This is a genomic window from Streptomyces sp. NPDC104831, assembly GCF_055583025.1.
Genome location: NZ_JBVJOT010000011.1, coordinates 21838 through 40473, shown reverse-complemented (window position 1 = coordinate 40473; position 18636 = coordinate 21838). Strand labels below are relative to the sequence as shown.

15 protein-coding genes and 1 riboswitch are annotated in these 18636 nt (G+C 74.1%); of the genes, 10 read left to right on the top strand and 5 right to left on the bottom strand.

Going from position 1 to position 18636, the window contains the following annotated elements; genetic code table 11:
• Positions 1-155: 155 nt before the first annotated feature.
• The 4 genes from ACZ63H_RS10580 to ACZ63H_RS10565 all read left to right on the top strand — a co-directional run bounded on the left by ACZ63H_RS10580 (position 156) and on the right by ACZ63H_RS10565 (position 4963).
• Positions 156-1559: a M16 family metallopeptidase gene (locus tag ACZ63H_RS10580; RefSeq protein ID WP_469863536.1), complete on the top strand. Its 1404-nt coding sequence runs from the start codon at positions 156-158 to the stop codon at positions 1557-1559.
• A complete protein-coding gene (locus tag ACZ63H_RS10575; protein WP_469863534.1) occupies positions 1556-2944 on the top strand; it encodes a M16 family metallopeptidase in 1389 nt (462 codons plus the stop codon). The genes ACZ63H_RS10580 and ACZ63H_RS10575 overlap by 4 nt, the downstream gene beginning before the upstream one ends.
• A 229-nt stretch (positions 2945-3173) precedes the next feature.
• A riboswitch (cyclic di-AMP (ydaO/yuaA leader) is annotated at positions 3174-3326 on the top strand.
• Between the two features lie 12 nt (positions 3327-3338).
• Positions 3339-4094, top strand: coding sequence for a M23 family metallopeptidase (locus ACZ63H_RS10570; RefSeq protein ID WP_469863533.1), 756 nt, complete (start codon positions 3339-3341; stop codon positions 4092-4094).
• Between the two features lie 197 nt (positions 4095-4291).
• Positions 4292-4963, top strand: a complete 672-nt coding sequence (locus ACZ63H_RS10565) for a GntR family transcriptional regulator (RefSeq protein WP_469863532.1) — start codon at positions 4292-4294, stop codon at positions 4961-4963.
• A 214-nt stretch (positions 4964-5177) separates the two neighbouring features.
• On the opposite strand, the gene ACZ63H_RS10560 is transcribed toward ACZ63H_RS10565, so the two are convergent.
• The gene (locus tag ACZ63H_RS10560) at positions 5178-5459 is read right to left on the bottom strand and encodes an HPr family phosphocarrier protein (RefSeq protein WP_467943012.1); all 282 of its coding nucleotides are present in this window, start codon (positions 5457-5459) and stop codon (positions 5178-5180) included.
• Between the two features lie 179 nt (positions 5460-5638).
• Here ACZ63H_RS10560 and ACZ63H_RS10555 point away from each other — a divergent pair, with 179 nt between their 5' ends.
• From ACZ63H_RS10555 to ACZ63H_RS10540, 4 genes are all read left to right on the top strand, one after another.
• A complete protein-coding gene (locus ACZ63H_RS10555) occupies positions 5639-8485 on the top strand; it encodes a bifunctional acetate--CoA ligase family protein/GNAT family N-acetyltransferase (protein WP_469863530.1) in 2847 nt (948 codons plus the stop codon).
• A 751-nt stretch (positions 8486-9236) separates the two neighbouring features.
• Positions 9237-9824: a DUF5998 family protein gene (locus ACZ63H_RS10550; protein WP_223283776.1), complete on the top strand. Its 588-nt coding sequence runs from the start codon at positions 9237-9239 to the stop codon at positions 9822-9824.
• Positions 9824-11020, top strand: a complete 1197-nt coding sequence (locus ACZ63H_RS10545; RefSeq protein ID WP_469863528.1) for an alkaline phosphatase family protein — start codon at positions 9824-9826, stop codon at positions 11018-11020. Before ACZ63H_RS10550 ends, ACZ63H_RS10545 begins: the two co-directional genes overlap by 1 nt.
• A 38-nt stretch (positions 11021-11058) precedes the next feature.
• On the top strand, positions 11059-11709 hold the full coding sequence (locus tag ACZ63H_RS10540) for a thymidine kinase (protein WP_469863526.1): 651 nt from the start codon (positions 11059-11061) through the stop codon (positions 11707-11709).
• Between the two features lie 4 nt (positions 11710-11713).
• Here the strand turns inward: ACZ63H_RS10540 and ACZ63H_RS10535 are convergent, their stop codons facing one another.
• Positions 11714-12505, bottom strand: coding sequence for a VOC family protein (locus ACZ63H_RS10535; protein WP_469863525.1), 792 nt, complete (start codon positions 12503-12505; stop codon positions 11714-11716).
• Positions 12506-12821: 316 nt separating this feature from the next.
• On the opposite strand from ACZ63H_RS10535, the gene ACZ63H_RS10530 reads away from it, so the two are divergent.
• Positions 12822-13673, top strand: coding sequence for a sulfurtransferase (locus ACZ63H_RS10530; protein WP_469863523.1), 852 nt, complete (start codon positions 12822-12824; stop codon positions 13671-13673).
• A gap of 55 nt (positions 13674-13728) precedes the next feature.
• Here ACZ63H_RS10530 and sepH read toward each other — a convergent pair whose 3' ends face one another.
• Complete coding sequence (gene sepH / locus ACZ63H_RS10525) at positions 13729-14769, bottom strand: septation protein SepH (RefSeq protein ID WP_467943027.1); 1041 nt, start codon at positions 14767-14769, stop codon at positions 13729-13731.
• Between the two features lie 480 nt (positions 14770-15249).
• Between sepH and ACZ63H_RS10520 the strand changes: the two genes are divergently transcribed.
• On the top strand, positions 15250-16029 hold the full coding sequence (locus tag ACZ63H_RS10520; protein ID WP_469863521.1) for a hypothetical protein: 780 nt from the start codon (positions 15250-15252) through the stop codon (positions 16027-16029).
• On the opposite strand, the gene ACZ63H_RS10515 is transcribed toward ACZ63H_RS10520, so the two are convergent.
• Together ACZ63H_RS10515 and ACZ63H_RS10510 are read right to left on the bottom strand one after the other, a co-directional pair.
• Positions 15953-17272: a D-arabinono-1,4-lactone oxidase gene (locus tag ACZ63H_RS10515; protein WP_469863519.1), complete on the bottom strand. Its 1320-nt coding sequence runs from the start codon at positions 17270-17272 to the stop codon at positions 15953-15955. The genes ACZ63H_RS10520 and ACZ63H_RS10515 overlap by 77 nt on opposite strands.
• Complete coding sequence (locus tag ACZ63H_RS10510; RefSeq protein WP_469863517.1) at positions 17232-18473, bottom strand: MFS transporter; 1242 nt, start codon at positions 18471-18473, stop codon at positions 17232-17234. Before ACZ63H_RS10510 ends, ACZ63H_RS10515 begins: the two co-directional genes overlap by 41 nt.
• Positions 18474-18636: the final 163 nt, after the last annotated feature.

Below are 18636 nucleotides of genomic sequence, written 5' to 3'. Positions count from 1 at the left end.
ACCGTCCGGGAGGGGGTCCGACGCAGGGTACGCGATCCGCTGTCGGCGTACGCGCGCGGGAACTTCGCGAAGGCCCCGCACGCTTTGCATACAGTGGCGGGAACGGCAGCAAAACCGCGGTTCGATCAACCGCCTCCGCTCGCGAAGGGACGTACATGCCCATGGGTCACACGACCACAGCCGAGGCAGGCTCCGGGGGCCTGACAGCGACCGAGCACCGCCTGGCCAACGGTCTTCGCGTGGTGCTCTCCGAGGACCACCTGACCCCGGTGGCGGCGGTCTGCCTCTGGTACGACGTCGGCTCCCGCCACGAAGTCAAGGGCCGTACCGGCCTGGCTCACCTCTTCGAGCACCTGATGTTCCAGGGCTCCGCACAGGTCGAGGGCAACGGACACTTCGAGCTGGTGCAGGGCGCCGGCGGCTCGCTGAACGGCACCACCAGCTTCGAGCGCACCAACTACTTCGAGACCATGCCCGCCCACCAGCTGGAGCTGGCCCTGTGGCTGGAGGCGGACCGCATGGGCTCGCTGCTGGCGGCCCTGGACGAGGAGTCCATGGAGAACCAGCGGGACGTCGTCAAGAACGAGCGCCGCCAGCGCTACGACAACGTCCCCTACGGCACCGCCTTCGAGAAGCTGACCGCCCTCTCGTACCCGGAGGGCCACCCGTACCACCACACGCCGATCGGCTCGATGGCGGACCTGGACGCGGCCACCCTGGAGGACGCCCGCCGGTTCTTCCGCACCTACTACGCGCCGAACAACGCGGTGCTCTCCGTGGTCGGCGACATCGACCCCGAGCAGACCCTCGCCTGGATCGAGAAGTACTTCGGCTCCATCGCCTCCCACGACGCCAAGCCCGCGCCCCGCGACGGCACCCTGCCGGACGTCATCGGCGAGCAGAAGCGCGAGGTCCTCGTGGAGGAGGTCCCGGCGCGCGCGCTGATGGCCGCCTACCGGCTCCCGCACGACGGCACGCGCGCGTGCGACGCGGCCGACCTCGCCCTGACCATCCTCGGCGGCGGCGAGTCCTCCCGGCTGTACAACCGCCTGGTGCGCCGCGACCGTACGGCCGTGGCCGCCGGCTTCGGCCTGCTGCGCCTGGCCGGCGCGCCCTCCATGGGCTGGCTGGACGTGAAGACCTCCGGTGACGTCGAGGTGCCGGTGATCGAGGCCGCCATCGACGAGGAGCTGGCCCGGTTCGCCGAGGAGGGCCCCACCAGCGAGGAGATGGAGCGCGCCCAGGCGCAGCTGGAGCGCGAGTGGCTGGACCGGCTCGGCACGGTCGCCGGCCGCGCCGACGAACTGTGCCGGTTCGCCGTCCTGTTCGGCGACCCGCAGCTCGCCCTGACCGCCGTCAAGCGCGTCCTGGAGGTCACCCCGGAGGAGGTCCGGGAGGTCGCGGCGGCCCGCCTGCGGCCCGACAACCGCGCGGTCCTCGTCTACGAACCCAAATCCCCGGAGGCCGCCCCGGACGCCGACGTCCCCGAGGACCCGGAGCAGGAAGCGACCGTAGAGGCGGGCCGCGACGAGACCGAGAACGAGGAGACGGCCAAGTGACCGAGCTCGCCACCATGGAGTTCCACCCCCGGCCGCAGCCCGGCGAGGCCAGGCCCTGGGCGTTCCCCGCCCCCGAGCGCACCGCGCTCGACAACGGCCTGACCGTGCTGCGCTGCCACCGCCCCGGCCAGCAGGTCGTCGCCGTCGAGGTGCTGCTGGACGCGCCGCTGGACGCCGAGCCGGCCGGCCTGGACGGCGTCGCCACGATCATGGCGCGGGCCTTCTCCGAGGGCACCGACAAGCACTCCGCCGAGGAGTTCGCCGCCGAACTGGAGCGTGCGGGCGCCACCCTGGACGCACACGCCGACCACCCCGGCGTCCGGCTCGGCCTGGAGGTCCCCGCCTCCCGCCTGGCCAAGGGCCTCGGCCTGCTCGCCGACGCGCTGCGCGCCCCCGCCTTCGCCCCGGGCGAGGTCGAGCGCCTGGTCCGCAACCGCCTGGACGAGATCCCGCACGAGCTGGCCAACCCCTCCCGCCGGGCCGCCAAGGAACTCTCCAAGGAGCTGTTCCCGGCGACCTCGCGCATGTCCCGGCCGCGCCAGGGCACCGAGGAGACCGTCGAGAAGATCGACGCCGCGGCCGTGCGCGCCTTCTACGACCGCCACGTGCGGCCCGCCACCGCCACCCTGGTCGTCGTCGGCGACCTGACCGGCACCGACCTGGACGCGCTGCTCGCCGACACCCTCGGCGCCTGGACCGGCACCCCCGGCGAGCCCCGGCCGGTGCCGCCGGTGACCGCCGACGACACCGGCCGCGTGGTCATCGTGGACCGGCCCGGCGCCGTGCAGACGCAGCTGCTCATCGGCCGGATCGGTCCCGACCGGCACGACCGGGTGTGGCCCGCCCAGGTGCTCGGCACGTACTGCCTCGGCGGCACCCTCACCTCCCGCCTGGACCGCGTCCTGCGCGAGGAGAAGGGCTACACCTACGGCGTGCGCTCCTTCGGGCAGGTCCTCAGGTCCGCGCCGGACGGCACGGGCGCGGCGATGCTCGCCATCAGCGGCTCCGTGGACACGCCGAACACCGGCCCGGCGCTGGACGACCTGTGGAAGGTGCTGCGCACGGTCGCGGCGGAGGGCCTGACCGACGCCGAGCGGGACGTCGCCGTGCAGAACCTCGTCGGCGTGGCGCCGCTGAAGTACGAGACCGCCGCGGCCGTCGCGAGCACGCTGGCCGACCAGGTCGAGCAGCACCTGCCCGACGACTTCCAGGCGACGCTGTACCGGCGGCTGGCCGCCACGGGCACGGTGGAGGCCACCGCGGCCGTCGTGAACGCCTTCCCGGTGGACCGCCTGGTGACCGTCCTCGTCGGTGACGCCGCCCGGATCAAGGCACCGGTCGAGGCGCTCGGCATCGGCCCGGTGAGCGTGGTGTCGGCCGAGTAGCGGCGAGGCCGACCCATCCGGCGCACGCGCGCGTGGGGCCTGACGGTTTACGAGCCGTCAGGCCCCACGCTGTTCCACTCGGTCCCTCAGGTGCCCGTTTTGGGGCGGAGGTTGCCTGTCTGACCTGTGGGATGCGCTACAAAAAGCCGGATCCGTTTGAGGATCGGAAGCGGGCCGCCGTAGCGTCGTCCGGGCTGTTCGTCAGGCAGTGCGCCGCACCCGCGGCACCGGACAGCCATCGCCGAGTCCCCGTACGGCGCGAGCCAGGGGAGCCGGGGACCCATCGTCCCTGGGGTGAATCGGGCGACCGCGAGGGAGCCCGTAGGAGACCTTCCTGCTCCGAACCCGTCAGCTAACCCGGTAGGCGAGAGGGAAGGAAAGGACCAGCCACTTCATGGCGTTCATGTGCGCCACCGGGAAGCACCGCAAGCCCGGACGGGTCAAGCGAACCACAGCGCAGGCGGCCGGCGTCGCGGCCCTGACCACCACCGGTGTCATCGGCACCCTCGCCGCCTCCCCGGCCCTCGCCGCCGGCAACCCCGTGGACCAGACCGGCCTCACCCCGGTCCTCGCCGCCACGGACGACGTCGCCGCCCAGATCGACGCGCAGGCCACCGCCCAGCAGCAGGCCGCGGACCGCAAGGCGGCCGAGGAGGCCGCCGCGAAGGCCGCCGCCGAGCGCGCCGAGGAGCTGCGCGAGGCCAGGGCCCGCGCCGCGCGCGAGGCCGAGCGCCGCCGGCTGAACGCCTTCGTGGCCCCCATCGAGCACTCCTACGTCTCCACGGCCTACCAGGCGTCCAGCTCGCTGTGGTCCTCCGGTTCGCACACCGGCATCGACTTCCACGCGGCCGCCGGCACCACCGTGCACGCGGTGGGTTCCGGCACGGTCGTCTCCACCGGCTGGGGCGGCGCGTACGGCAACGAGATCGTGATCCGGATGGCCGACGGCATGTACACGCAGTACGGGCACCTGTCGTCCATCGGCGTCACGGTGGGCCAGAAGGTCGTGCCGGGCCAGCAGATCGGGCTCTCCGGCTCCACGGGCAACGTCACCGGCCCGCACCTCCACTTCGAGGCGCGCACGAGCCCGGACTACGGCTCCGACATCGACCCCGTCGCCTACCTCCGCTCGCACGGCGTGCGCATCTGACGCACTCGCGCCTTCCCCGACGGCCCCGGCTCCCCGAGCCGGGGCTTTCGCCGTTTTCCATGTTCTCCGCGGGACCCGTTGTCCAAAAAATATCCATGGATTACGGCCCGCCATCGGAAATTCCGGCCGACTGGAATAGAGTCACGGAACACACGTCCATCATCGGCGTTTAACGGGGATTAAGGCGGAGGTCGGTCATGCGTATTCCGGCGCACTCGGTGTGCACCGCTGTCCGGGACGACATCGTCGCCGGTGTCTACGAGCGCGGCAGCCGGCTGACCGAGGAAGTCCTGGCCCGCCGCTACGGCGTCTCGCGCGTCCCCGTGCGCGAGGCGCTGCGCACGCTGGAGGCCGAGGGCTTCGTGGTGACGCGCCGGCACGCGGGCGCGTGCGTGGCCGAGCCGACCGAGCAGGAGGCCGCCGACGTGCTGGAGATGCGGACGCTGCTGGAGCCGCTGGGCGCCGCGCGCGCCGCCCAGCGGCGCACGGAGGCCCATCTGAAGGTGTTGCGCGGCCTGGTCCGGCTGGGCCAGGAGCGGGCCAGAAAGGGCAACAGCGAGGATCTGCGCTCGCTGGGCGGCTGGTTCCACGAGACGCTGGCCCAGGCCTGCGGCAGCCCCTCGCTCACCTCGGTGCTGACCCAGCTGCGCCACAAGGTCGCGTGGATGTACGCGGTGGAGGCGCCGGTGAGCCCGGTGGAGTCCTGGGCCGAGCACGGGGCGATCGTGGACGCGGTGGCGCGCGGCGACGGTGAACGCGCGCGGGTGCTGACCGCCCTGCACGCCGAACGCGCGACCGGCGCGCACCGGCTCCGCTTCTCCGGCCCCGGGGAACGTGTGAGGACTTCGCAACATGCCGTAAACATGTAGGGTGCGCGGCATTAACAGCCGCCGTATACAAACAAGGTGTTATTCGGCGGCGGGGCGTTTTCCGCTGCCCTTTCGCGATGCCGGGAATTATCGGCTCGCGCCCTTCAACCGGCGACAACGAATTCGGCCGGCGGGAAGCCTCGGGGCGCGCGGGGCCGCGCATACGCGAAAGCCGCGCCGCCCGGCAGGGGCGACGCGGCTTCCCGGTCTGCGCTCAGACGGTCTCGGGCAGTTCCTCCAGGCCCTCGGAGACCAGCTTGGCCAGACGGTCGAGGGCGGCGTCGGCGCCCTCGGCGTCGGAGGCGAGGACGATCTCCTCGCCACCCTGGGCACCCAGGCCCAGGACGGCCAGCATCGAAGCCGCGTTGACGGGGTCGCCCCCGGCCTTGGCGATCGTCACCGGGACGCCTGTGGCCGTGGCGGCTCGGACGAAGAGGGAGGCGGGGCGGGCGTGGAGACCCTCGGCCCAGCCGACGTTGACGCGGCGCTCAGCCATGTGTTGCTGCCCTTCAGTGCTCAGGGTTGTCTAGACCAGTTTCCCATACCGTGGAGCGTGCCCGGAGCAGACCTCGAGGACCCGCCCCGGAGCGACACCGGACCGCGGCCTCGGTCCGGCGTTCGCCCCCCATAGACTGCCTCGCGCCGTCGTCGTACGCGAGCCTTACGCTGGGGCCCATGCAGACCTCGGCGGACCGGCAGGAGCGGCACCAGTACCCCGCGCACTGGGAGGCGGACGTGGTGCTGCGCGACGGCGGCACCGCGCGCGTCAGGCCCATCACCGTCGATGACGCCGACCGCCTGGTCAGTTTCTACGAGCAGGTCTCGGACGAGTCGAAGTACTACCGCTTCTTCGCGCCGTACCCCCGCCTGTCCGCCAAGGACGTCCACCGCTTCACGCACCACGACTTCGTGGACAGGGTGGGACTCGCGGCCACCATCGGCGGCGAGTTCATCGCCACCGTGCGCTACGACCGCACAGGCGCGGACGGCCTGCCCGCCACCGCGCCCGCCGAGGAGGCCGAGGTCGCCTTCCTGGTCCAGGACGCCCACCAGGGCCGCGGGGTCGCCTCCGCCCTCCTGGAGCACATCGCGGCCGTCGCGCGCGAGAGGGGCATCCGCCGCTTCGCCGCCGAGGTGCTGCCCGCCAACACCAAGATGATCAAGGTGTTCACGGACGCCGGTTACACCCAGAAGCGCAGCTTCGAGGACGGCGTCGTACGCCTGGAACTGGACCTCGAACCCACCGACCGCTCCGTGGCCGTGCAGCAGGCCCGGGAACAGCGCGCCGAGGCCCGCTCGGTACGGCGGCTCCTCGCACCCGGCTCGGTCGCGGTCGTCGGCGTCGGCCGCGCCCCCGGCGGGGTGGGCCGCGGCGTCCTCGGCAACATCCGTGCGGCCGGCTACCCGGGCCCGCTGCACGCCGTGAACAAGGCCTTCCCCGAAGACCTCAAGGAGATCGACGGGGTGCCCGCGCACCGCTCGGTGCGCGACATCGACGGGCACGTGGACCTCGCCGTCGTCGCCGTACCGGCCGAGCACGTGCCCGCCGTGGTCGCCGAGTGCGGCGAACACGGCGTCCAGGGGCTGGTCGTGCTCTCCGCCGGGTACGCCGAGAGCGGGCCCGAGGGACGCGAACGGCAGCGCGCGCTCGTCCGGGCCGCACGGGCCTACGGCATGCGGCTCATCGGCCCCAACGCCTTCGGCGTCATCAACACCGCCGACGGCGTCCGCCTGAACGCCTCGCTCGCGCCCGAACCGCCCCGCCCCGGCCGCATCGGGCTCTTCGCCCAGTCCGGCGCCATCGGCATCGCCCTGCTGTCCCGGCTGCACCGGCGCGGGGGAGGGGTGACCGGGGTCACGGGCGTCTCCACCTTCGTCTCCGCCGGCAACCGCGCCGACGTCTCCGGCAACGACGTCCTCCAGTACTGGTACGACGACCCGGACACCGACGTCGTCCTCATGTACCTGGAGTCCATCGGCAACCCCCGCAAGTTCACCCGGCTCGCCCGGCGGACGGCCGCGGCGAAGCCCCTGGTCGTCGTGCAGGGCACCGGCGCCGCCCCGCAGGGGCACGCCGTGCGCGCCACCCGGCTGCCGCACGCGACCGTGTCCGCGCTGCTGCGGCAGGCCGGGGTGATCCGGGTCGACACGATCACCGAGCTGGTCGACGCGGGACTGCTGCTCGCCCGGCAGCCGCTGCCCGCCGGGCCGCGCGTGGCCATCCTCGGCAACTCCGAGTCGCTGGGCGTGCTGACGTACGACCGGTGTGTGGCGGAGGGGCTGCGGCCGGACCGGCCGGTGGACCTGACCACCGGGGCGACGGCGGAGGACTTCCACCGGGCACTGGCCGCCGCGCTGGCCGACGACACGAACGACGCCGTCGTCGTCACGGCGATCCCCGCGATCGGGGAAGGCTCGCCGGGGGACGCGGAGCTGGCAAAGGCGCTGCGGTCGGCCGCGGCGGCGGTGCCGGGGAAGCCGGTGCTGGTGGTCCACGTCGAGCTGGGCGGACTGGCGCAGGCACTGTCGGCCGCGACGAGCACCGCGCCCGGGGCCGCGGACAGGGCGCCCGGCCCGGCCGGCCCGGAAGCGGCGCGCATACGGCCCGCCACCCCGCCCGCACCCGGCGGGGAACCCCGGGCACGCCCCGAGGACGGCACCCGGCTCATCCCCGCCTACCCCGCCGCCGAACGCGCGGTGCGGGCGCTCGCCGAGGCCGTGAAGTACGGGCAGTGGCGGCGGGAGGCGGCCGACCCCGGGAAGGTGCCGGAGTTCGACGACATCGACGAGAAGGGCGCCGCCCGGCTGATCGGCGAGCTGCTCGCGCGCGGCGAGGGGCTCACCCTGTCCGCCGAGCACACCTGCGAGCTGCTCGGCCGGTACGGCGTCCCCGTGCGCCGCGCCCTGCCCGCGCCCGGCCCGGACGCCGCCGTGCAGGCCGCCCGGGCGCTCGGCTACCCGGTGGCCCTCAAGGCGACCGCCCCGCACCTCAGGCACCGCGCCGACCTGGGCGGCGTCCGCCTCGATCTCGCGGACGAGGAGCAACTGCTGCGGGCGTACACCGAGTTGACCGAGCTGTTCGGCCGGCCGGAGGAACTGCGGCCGGTGGTGCAGGCGATGGCGCCCCGGGGCGTGGACACCGTCGTCCGCGCGGTGATCGACCCGGCGGCCGGCGCCGTGCTGTCCTTCGGCCTGGCCGGCGCCGCCTCCCAACTGCTCGGGGACATGGCCCACCGGCTGATCCCCGTCACCGACCGGGAGGCGACCTCGCTGGTGCGGTCCATCCGCACCGCGCCGCTGCTGTTCGGCTGGCGCGGCTCCACGCCCGTGGACACCCCGGCGCTGGAGGAGCTGCTGCTGCGGGTGTCCCGGCTGGTCGACGACCACCCGGAGGTGGTCGCGGTCACCCTGGAGCCCGTCGTCGTCGCCCCGCACGGGGCGAGCGTCCTCGGCGCCACGGTACGGCTCGCGCCCCCGCCCGCCCGCGACGACCTCGGCCCGCGCACGATGCCGGCCTACTGACGAGGCGCAGGACCCCGTCGGGAGCGCGGGCCGCCCGCTGCCCGCGGCGGGGCCGGGAGGTGACCGGCGGGGGCGCCGGCCGGCTCGGACTCGCCGCCGGCCGCGACCTCCCCGCCGCTCCGGCCCGGAGGCGGTCTTCCCCGGCCCGGCCTGCGCCACGTGCCCGCCGCCCCCCGGACCCCTGTGTCTTCCGCGAGCACACCGTCGAGGAGGCAGGGGCACGGCAGGCGCCGGGCGGGACCCCGGCCGTCTGCACCGCCCGTGAGACGGACGCAGCCGGCCCCGGCCCCGCCCTCTGCCCGACCGCCGCCGTCCGGACCCCCGTGTCTTCCGCGAGCACACCGCCGGGGAGGCGTTGTCACGGCAGGCGCCGGGCGGGACCCCCGCCGTCGGCACCGCCCGCGAGACGGACGCAGCCGGCCCCGGCCCCGCCCCCCTGCCCGACCGCCGCCGTCCATCCGGAGTCCCGCCCAGGGCCCGTTCCCCGGGTTTCCCGCACCCGAGCACCGGCTCGCGGCCCCGTCCCCCGCCCGAGCGCCCCCGCGCTCAGCCGGAGACCCGCCCGGGATCCGTCCCCGGGGCTCCGCAGGCGCGTCCCGGCTCGCGCCCGTACCGGCGGGCGGCCCCGCCGGGACCCGTCCCCGGGGCTCCGCAGGTGCGCCCCGGCCCGCCCCCGGACCGGTGCGCCGTCCCGCCCCCGGTCCGTCCGACTGGCCCGGAGTGCCCTTGCCCACGGATTAGGATGGACGCCATGGCCAAGACCAGTACGACGACCCAGGGGCTGCGCGCGGCGATCGAGCGCAGCGGCTACTACCCGGCCCTCGTGGCCGAGGCGGTGGAGGCCGCGGTGGGCGGCGAGCCCGTCCGGTCGTACCTGGTCCACCAGGAGACGACGTTCGACCAGAACGAGGTCCGCCGGCACGTCACCGTGCTGGTCCTCACCGGCAACCGCTTCATCGTCAGCCACACCGACGAGCAGGCCGCCGACAGCACCTCCCCGACGCCCTACGCCACCACCTCCACCGAGTCCGTGAAGCTCGACCGGATCTCGTCCGTCGTGGTCAGCCGGGTGGTCGCGAACCCGGAGCAGTACACGCCGGGCACGCTGCCCCGCGAGGTCGTGCTGACCATCGGCTGGGGCGCGGTCAACCGCATCGACCTGGAGCCCGCCGCCTGCGGCGACCCCAACTGCGACGCCGACCACGGCTACACGGGCAGCTCCACGGCGGACGACCTGAGCCTGCGCGTCAGCGAGGCCGGGGACGGCCCGGAGACGGTGCGCCAGGCGCTCGCCTTCGCGCAGGCCATCTCGGAGGCGACCGCGGACCTCACCCGCTGATGTCCTCGCTCTCCGCCTGGGACCACCCGGAGCCCCTCGCCCTGGCCACCGCGCCGCTGCCCGAGTACGGCAGCGGCTCCCTGGCCGACCTGCTGCCCACCCTCGCCGCCGGCCTGGGCGTCCCCGGCCTGACCGCCTCGATCGGGGAGCTGACCCCGGCCGACCGGGTCTGCGTCTTCCTGGTCGACGGCCTCGGCTGGGAGCAGCTCGCCGCCCACCCGGACGAGGCGCCCTTCCTGACCTCCCTGCTCGGCAGCTCCCGCGGCGGCACCGGCCGCCCGCTCACCGCCGGCTACCCGGCGACCACCGCGGCCTCCCTCGCCTCCGTCGGCACCGGCCTGCCGCCCGGCGCGCACGGCCTGCCCGGATACGCGGTGCGCAACCCGGCCACCGGCGAGCTGATGAACCAGCTCCGCTGGCAGCCGTACACCGACCCGGCCGCCTGGCAGCCGTACCCCACCGTCTTCCGGCTGGCCCACGACGCCGGCGTGCACACCGCCCAGGTGACCTCGCCCGCCTTCGAGCACACCCCGCTCACCAAGGTCGCGCTCAGCGGCGGTACCTTCCACGGGCGGCTCACCGGCGAGGAGCGCATGGACCTCGCGGCCGAGCAGCTGGCCGCGGGCGACCGCTCGCTGGTGTACACGTACTACGCCGAGCTGGACGGCTCGGGACACCGCTACGGCATCGCCTCCGACACCTGGCGCGGCCAGCTGATGTACGTCGACCGGCTCGCCCAGCGGCTGGCCGAGCAACTGCCCCCGCGCAGCGCCCTCTACGTCACCGCCGACCACGGCATGGTCGACGTGCCGTTCGACGAGCGGCACCGCATCGACTTCGACGAGGACTGGGAGCTGCGGGCCGGCGTCGCGCTGCTCGGCGGCGAGGGCCGGGCCCGGCACGTGTACGCGGTCCCGGGCGCCGGGAACGACGTGCTCACCGTGTGGCGCGAGGTGCTCGGGGAGCAGTTCTGGGTGGCGTCGCGGGACGAGGCGATCGCGGCGGGCTGGTTCGGGCGGCCCGGCGAATGCGACGAGCGCGTGTACCCGCGGATCGGGGACGTGGTCGCCGCCGCGCACGACGACGTGCTGATCATCGCCTCCGAGCGGGAGCCCAAGGAGTCGGCGCTGGTCGGCAACCACGGCTCGATGACCCCGGCGGAACAGCTCGTCCCGCTGCTCGAAGTACGCTCCTGACCCCCTGCCCCCCTTCGCCGAAAGGTGCTCAACTCCTCATGCCCGAGCTGGTGTTCTTCTCCGGAACGATGGACTGCGGGAAGTCGACGCTGGCTCTGCAGATCGAGCACAACCGGTCCGCGCGCGGTCTGGCGGGCATGATCTTCACCCGTGACGACCGCGCGGGCGAGGGCAAGCTGTCCTCCCGGCTGGGCCTGGTCACCGACGCGGTGGAGGTCGAGGACGGCCAGGACCTGTACGCGTACCTCGTGGACCACCTCTCCCAGGGCGGCCGGGCCGACTACGTGATCGCGGACGAGGCGCAGTTCCTCGCGCCCGAGCAGATCGACCAGCTCGCGCGCGTGGTGGACGATCTCGGTCTGGACGTCTTCGCCTTCGGCATCACCACCGACTTCCGCTCCAAGCTGTTCCCCGGCTCGCAGCGGCTGGTGGAGCTGGCCGACCGGATCGAGGTGCTCCAGGTGGAGGCGCTGTGCTGGTGCGGCGCCCGGGCCACGCACAACGCCCGCACGATCGGCGGCGAGATGGTGGTCGAGGGCGCCCAGGTGGTCGTCGGCGACGTCAACCAGACTGCGGGCGAGGTCGGCTACGAGGTGCTGTGCCGCCGTCACCACCGGCGCCGGATGACCGCCGCCACGGCCCGGGCGGCGGCCCTGTCCCCGGACGTGCTGCCCGTCCCGGCCCCCTGAGACCTCAGCGCGGATCCTGGACCACGGAGAACTCCGCGCCCTCCGGGTCCGCCACCGTCGCCACCCGCCCGTGCGGGCCGTCGTGCGCCGCTGCCAGCACCCGTCCGCCCAGCCCGGCGACCTGCCGCAGCGCCGCGTCGAGGTCGTCGACCCGGAACCAGGTCCGCCAGTGCGGCCCGCGGCCCGGGGGCAGTCCCTGGCCCACCCCGCGCAGCCCGGCCACCGGACGGCCGTCCAGCAGCAGGGTCAGCGCGTCGACGCCGGGTGAGGCCACCGGCTCCTCCTCGTAGCGGAAGACGCTCTTGTAGAACTTCGCGACGCTTTCCGTCTCGAAGGTGAGCAGTTCGTTCCACACCGGGGTGCCGGGCACGCCGGTGACCGCCGTTCCGGAATGCGCGGCGCCCTGCCAGATCCCGAACACCGCCCCGGAGGGATCGGAGACGATCGCCATCCGCCCGGCCTCGGCGGCGTCCAGCGGGCCGACGGCCACCGTGCCGCCGCACAGCCGCACCGTGTCGGCCGTGCGGTTCACGTCGTCCGAGGCGAGGTAGGGCGTCCAGGCGACCGGCAGCCGGCGGCCCGTCGGCAGCCGGCCCACGCCCGCCACCTCCCGCCCGTCGAGCAGCGCCCGCACATACGGGCCGAGCTGCCGCGGACCCGGCCGGAACTCCCAGCCGAACAGCTCGCCGTAGAACTCCTCGGTGGCCTCCAGCCCGTGCACCATCAGGCTCACCCAGCAGGGTGTGCCGGGCAGACGCCGCGCATGCGGACCGGCCGGCTCCCGTGCCTCGGTCATCGATCACTCTCTCCCCGGCCCCTCGCGGTGGCCGTGTCGCTTCCGCCGTCCGGAAGGGGCGTCCACGCCGTCGGCGCGTACGCCCGTGCCGCTCCCGCATCCTCCGGGTGCCGCGGGGTCGTACCGCGCCGCTCGCCGTACCCACGAGAGGATGCCCGATCTGCCGTCTTTCACCGCTTCTCGACGATGGCCGAGGGGTGTCCGCCGTTTGTACACCACGTGCCCGATCCCGCACGCCCCGTGATCGAGCCTGTCCGGCCGAGCAGAGTAGCCGGACCTGGACGCCGCGGCCACCCCTGGCGTATGGATGGACGCCATGACAGTCATCATCACCGCATCCGACCTGGCGCCCGCGCTGGCCGGCGACAACCCGCCCCTACTTCTGGACGTCCGCTGGCAGCTCGGCCTGGCCCGGGCGGCCGGGGCGCCGGCCTTCGACGCCCGGGCCGAGTACGCGGCCGGACACCTCCCCGGCGCGGTCTTCGTCGACCTGGACCGGGATCTGGCCGGCACGCCGGGCGCGGGGGGCCGGCACCCGCTGCCCGACCTCGCGGAGTTCGGCGCCGCGATGCGCCGCGCGGGCGTGTCGGCGGCCCGGCCGGTCGTCGTGTACGACGACGGGCAGGGCTGGGCGGCGGCGCGCGCGTGGTGGCTGCTGCGCTGGACGGGTCACCCGGACGTGCGGGTCCTCGACGGCGGGTTGCCGTCCTGGCGGGGTGAGTTGTCGACCGAGGTGCCGGTCCCGGCCGAGGGCGACTTCGTCCCGGTGCCGGCGGCCGGGGGGCTGCTGGACGCGGACGGGGCCGCGGCACTGGCCCGCACGGGTGTGCTGCTGGACGCCCGCGCGGGGGAGCGGTACCGGGGCGAGGTGGAGCCGATCGACCGGGTCGGCGGGCACATCCCGGGCGCCGTGTCGGCGCCGACGACGGAGAACGTGGGCCCCGACGGCCGTTTCCTGCCCGCGGCGGAGCTGAGGGACCGGTTCAAGGCCCTCGGGGTCCGCGAGGACACCGAGGTGGGCGTGTACTGCGGCTCGGGCGTCTCCGCCGCCCACGAGGTGCTCGCGCTGGCCGTGGCGGGCATCCCGGCGGCCCTGTACGTCGGTTCCTGGTCGCAGTGGTCCGCGGACCCGTCGCGTCCGGTCGCGGTCGGCGCGGACCCGCGATAACCGTCCTGGCCGGAAAAAAGGGGGGGCACGCGCGCGTGCCCCCCTTCTCGTCCGCCTACTCCTGCTTCTTGCGGCGGGTGCCGAACACGATCTCGTCCCAGCTCGGCACGGCGGCACGGCGGCCGGGGCGGACGCCGTCGGCCTCGGCCTGGCGGTCGGTCGCGCCGACGAGCCGGTCGCGGTGGCTGCCGACGGAGCGCGGCATGAGGACGTCCGCGTAGGCGGAACCCGCCGAGGCGGCGGGCGCCGGCGGCTCCTCGGCGGCGGGCTCGTCGCCGGGCTCCTCGGCGGACTCCGACGGGCGCTCCGGGACGACGAGATCGCCCCGGAAGCTCGGCACGGCCTCCAGCAGACTGGTCAGCGAGTCGCGTTCGCCCGCGCCCTCCTCGGCCGGTTCCGACGGCTGAGCGGGCAGCCCGGGCCGCTCCCGGTCCACCCGTTCGAGCGCACGGTCCATCGAGCGTTCGCGGGGCAGCCGGGCGATCCGCGGGACGAACGGGAAGCTCGGCTCCGGGGCGGCGAGGTCGTCGGACTCGCCGATCAGCGAGCGCGCCTCGTCGTCGACGGCCTGGACGAGCCTGCGGGGCGGGTCGTACGTCCAGCTCGCCGAGTGCGGTTCGCCCGCGACGCGGTAGACGAGGAGTACCTCCCAGGTGCCGTCGTCGCGGCGCCAGGAGTCCCACTGCACGGTGTCCTTGTCGGCGCCGCGCAGCAGCAGCCGCTCCTGCACGGCCTCGCCGAGCAGCGGGCCGGAGTTCTCGCCGGGCCGGCGGACCGGGGTCTTGCGGGCGCGCTCGGCCATGAAGGCGCGCTCGGCGAGCACGGGCCCCTCGAAGCGCCGCACCCGGTCGACGGGGATGCCGGCGAGCTGCGCGACCTCTTCCGCGGTGGCTCCGGCCCGTATCCGCGCCTGGATGTCGCGCGGGCGCAGATGGCTCTCGACCTCGATCTCGATCTGGCCGAGACGCGGCCGGTCGCCGCGCACGGCGGCGCGCAGCCGTTCGTCGATCGGAAGTGTGTACTCCGTGGAGTCGGCAGCCTTCAGCACCAGCCGTGTGCCGTCATTCGAGACGGCCACGACACGCAGTTCGGGCATGGGGACCTCCCGGGTGGTGCCTGCCGACGTCACGTGCGTCGCTGCTTCCGCTAGTCGAGTGTGGCCTGCCCGGGTGCAGCCTGCCACAACCTTGCCGAGTTGCCCGGCGTGTCGGGCGCGGGCCCGGGATCGCCGTTATGGCACGGTTACCTGTTCGCCACGCTAAGTGACCAACTCCGTCACCCTGTGCAACTAGTTCCCTCCCGGTGATCCCGCGTGGTCACGGACACCCTGGTGGGAGACCTGACCCAGGGCTGGCAACAGTACTCCATTCGGGCCACGTGCGTGGATTGGCGCGCTGGCCAACTTCTCGCAAGGGGTGCGACTTGGCCGTTCGCAACCGGTTTTGTCGATCATGAACGTGGTGAAGTTCACGCAATCGCCAGAAACGGAACTAATGGTTTCGTCCGTACGTCCCCTTCTCGTGCAGTCGGTCGGTCAATGTCGATCAAGTACGGGAAAGGCAGGCAAGGTCCGGGTATGCGTGAGACACCCGATACGGGGCGGAAGCGGATCGATCTGAACGTCCCCCAGGTCGCGGGCAGCGCCCTGGCGGCGGTCGTGGCGGCCAAACTGGCTTCGTACTTCGGGGTGTACGGCACGATCCTCGGCGCCGGGGTCGTCAGCGTCCTCGCCACCTGCGGCGGCTCCGTGTTCCAGCACTTCTTCAAGCGGACCGGGGAGCAGCTGAGGGAGAAGACGGTGGTGGCGGCCCGGCCGCGGGAGCGGGCGTCACCGGCACAGGCGCCGGGCGAGTTCACCGAGGGCACCGTCTACCGCGCGCGGGTGCGGAGCCGGCGCCGCCCGCTGGTCGCCGCGGCCCTGGTCTTCGGGGTCACGATGGCGGGCATCACGGTGTACGAACTGGTCTCCGGCGACAGCTTCAGCGGCGGCAAGGGCACGACCGTGAGCGACGCCGTCACCGGCCGGCACTCCTCCGGCTCGCGGCCCGGCGACACCCCGTCCCCGTCGGACACGCCGTCCCCGCGGCACACACCGGCCGGCGGCGGCGCGACGGCCCCCGGCACGTCCTCCCCGACGCCCGGTGGTTCGGCGGGCGCCGGGCCGGGCACCGGCTCGGACGGCACTCCGGGCAGCACCCCGGCCACCCCGACCGCCCCGTCCGCTCCCGCCACCCCGAGCCCCACGCCCAGCGCGCCCGGCACGTCCGCCACGACGCCCGTCACGCCCCCAGCACCCTCCGCAGATAGTCGTTCCGGAACAGCCGATCCGGGTCGAGCCGGTCCCGCAGCGCCGTGAACTCGCCGAAGCGCGGATACGCCCGGGAGAGGTACTCCGCGTCCCGCGTGTGCACCTTGCCCCAGTGCGGGCGCCCCTCGTGCGCGGTGAAGATCCGCTCGGCGGCGGTGAAGTACGCCTGGTAGGGCGTGCCCCGGAACATGTGCACGGCGATGTAGGCGCTGTCCCGGCCGGAGGCGGTGGACAGGGTGATGTCGTCGGCCGGGGCGGTGCGCACCTCCACCGGGAAGCTGATCCGCAGCCCGGAGCGGTCGATCACGGCCCGCAGCTCGCGCAGGGTCTCCACCAGGGCGGCGCGCGGGACGGCGTACTCCATCTCCACGAAGCGCACCCGGCGCGGCGAGGTGAACACCTTGTAGGGGATGTCGGTGTACGTCCGCGCGGACAGGGCCCTGCTGGAGATCCGCGCGATGCCGGGGACGGTGGCCGGCGCGGCGCGGCCGACCCACTGGGCCGCCTGGAACACGCCGTTGGAGAGGAACTCGTCCTCGAACCAGCCGGCCAGCCGCCCCACGGGGCGCTCGGGACCGGCGCTGCGGTTGTTGCGCTTGGTGTTGGTGCTCCCGGTGTGCGGGAACCAGTAGAACTCGAAGTGCTCGTTCTCCGCCCACAGCTGGTCGAACTCGGACAGGACCCGTTCCAGGGGCATCGGTTCCTCCCGCGCGGTCAGGAGGAAGAGGGGTTCGACGGCGAACGTGATCGCGCTGACGACGCCCAGGGCGCCGAGGCCCAGCCGGGCGGCGGCGAAGACGTCGGGGTTCTCCTGCTCGGAGCAGGTGAGGACGGAACCGTCGGCCGTGACGAGTTCGAGTCCCCTGATCTGCGCGGCGAGGGAGCCGGAGGTGCGGCCCGTGCCGTGGGTGCCGGTGCTGGTGGCCCCGGAGACGGTCTGCTCCATGATGTCGCCCATATTGGTGAGCGACAGACCCTCGCGCGCCAGGGCGGCGTTGAGTCTCTTGAGCGGGGTGCCCGCCTCCACCGTGACCGTCATGGACCGCCGGTCGATCCCGCGGATGCCGGTCAGCAGGTGAGGGCGTATCAGGACGCCGTCGGTGGCGGCGATCGAGGTGAAGGAGTGCCCGGTGCCGACCGCCTTCACCTTCAGGCCGTCCTCCCGTGCCCGGCGCACCGCCGCGGCCAGTTCCTCCACCGACGCCGGCGCCACCTGCCGGGCGGGCCGTGCGGAGACGTTGCCGCCCCAGTTACGCCAGGTTCCGTACGTCCCGCTCGCCGTGCTGCTCAACGGTGCCTCCCCGCCCCGCCGCCGGCGGCCTGCGCAGCCGGCGGAACCCGAGGAAACCGACCACGACCGCGACGGCCCCGGACACGGCCGGAACCCCGTACCCGGCCCGTGCCCCGGCCGCGTCGATCGCCCAGCCGGCCGCGGAGGAGCCGAGCGCGACACCGACCGCCAGGCCGGTGCTCACCCAGGTCATGCCCTCGGTGAGCCGCGCGCGAGGTACGTGCTCTTCGATGAGGGACATCGTCGTGATCATCGTCGGCGCGATGGACAGCCCCGCAACGAACAGCGCCACGGCCAGAAGCGGCAGGTTTCCGACCAGTAGGAGGGGGATCATACTCACGGCCATCGCCGCCACGCCCAGCAGCCAGCGGCGTTCCGGCGCCCCGCCGAAGCGCAGCAGCCCGAAGACCGCGCCCGCCACACAGGAACCGGCCGCGTACAGCGCGAGGACCACGCTCGCGGCGCCCTTGTGGCCGCGTTCGTCGGCGAAGGCGACGGTCACCACGTCCACGGCGCCGAAGATCGATCCGGTCGCCACGAAGGTGGCCACCAGCACCCGCAGCCCCACCGAGCGCAGGGCGCTGCCGCCGTCGTGCGCCTCGCGCGGGTGCGGCGCCGGTTCGGTGGCCTGCTGGGCGGTCAGCCAGAAGACGCCGGCCGCGAGGAAGCAGGCCGCCAGCAGCGGGCCCGCCTCCGGGAACCAGGCCGTGGACAGGCCGATGGAGATGATCGGCCCGAAGATGAAGCACACCTCGTCCACCACCGACTCGAACGAGTAGGCGGTGTGCAGCCGGGGCGTGCCCCGGTACAGCGCGGCCCAGCGGGCCCGGATCATCGCGCCGAGGCTCGGCACCGAGCCGGTCCCGGCGGCGCAGACGAAGAGCACCCAGTCCGGCCACCGGAAGCGGACCGCGCACAGCAGCACGGCCGCCGAGGTCAGGGCCACCAGGGTCGCGGGGCGCAGCACCCGGCGCTGACCGTGCCGGTCCACCAGCCGGGAGACGCGCGGCCCGACGGCGGCGGCGGACAGCGCCAGGGTGGCCGACAGGGCGCCCGCGAGGCCGTACCGCCCGGTGACCTGGGAGACCATCGTGACCACGCCGATGCCCATCATCGACAGCGGCATCCGGCCGAGGAATCCGGCGGCGGAGAAGGCCTTGGTGCCGGGCGCGGCGAACAAGGCTCTGTAAGGGCTGGGCACGGGGTCTCCGAAGCGGCTCGGTAAGGCGCGAATATCGCCGATACAGCTTACAAATAAGGGCACCCTAATCGACCTGGGGGCGACAGCCCGGAAAGCGCCGATTCGAGTGCGGGGACAAACCGCCCGAAACGGTGCCGGTCCGACTCGTCACCCCGCTGTTGCC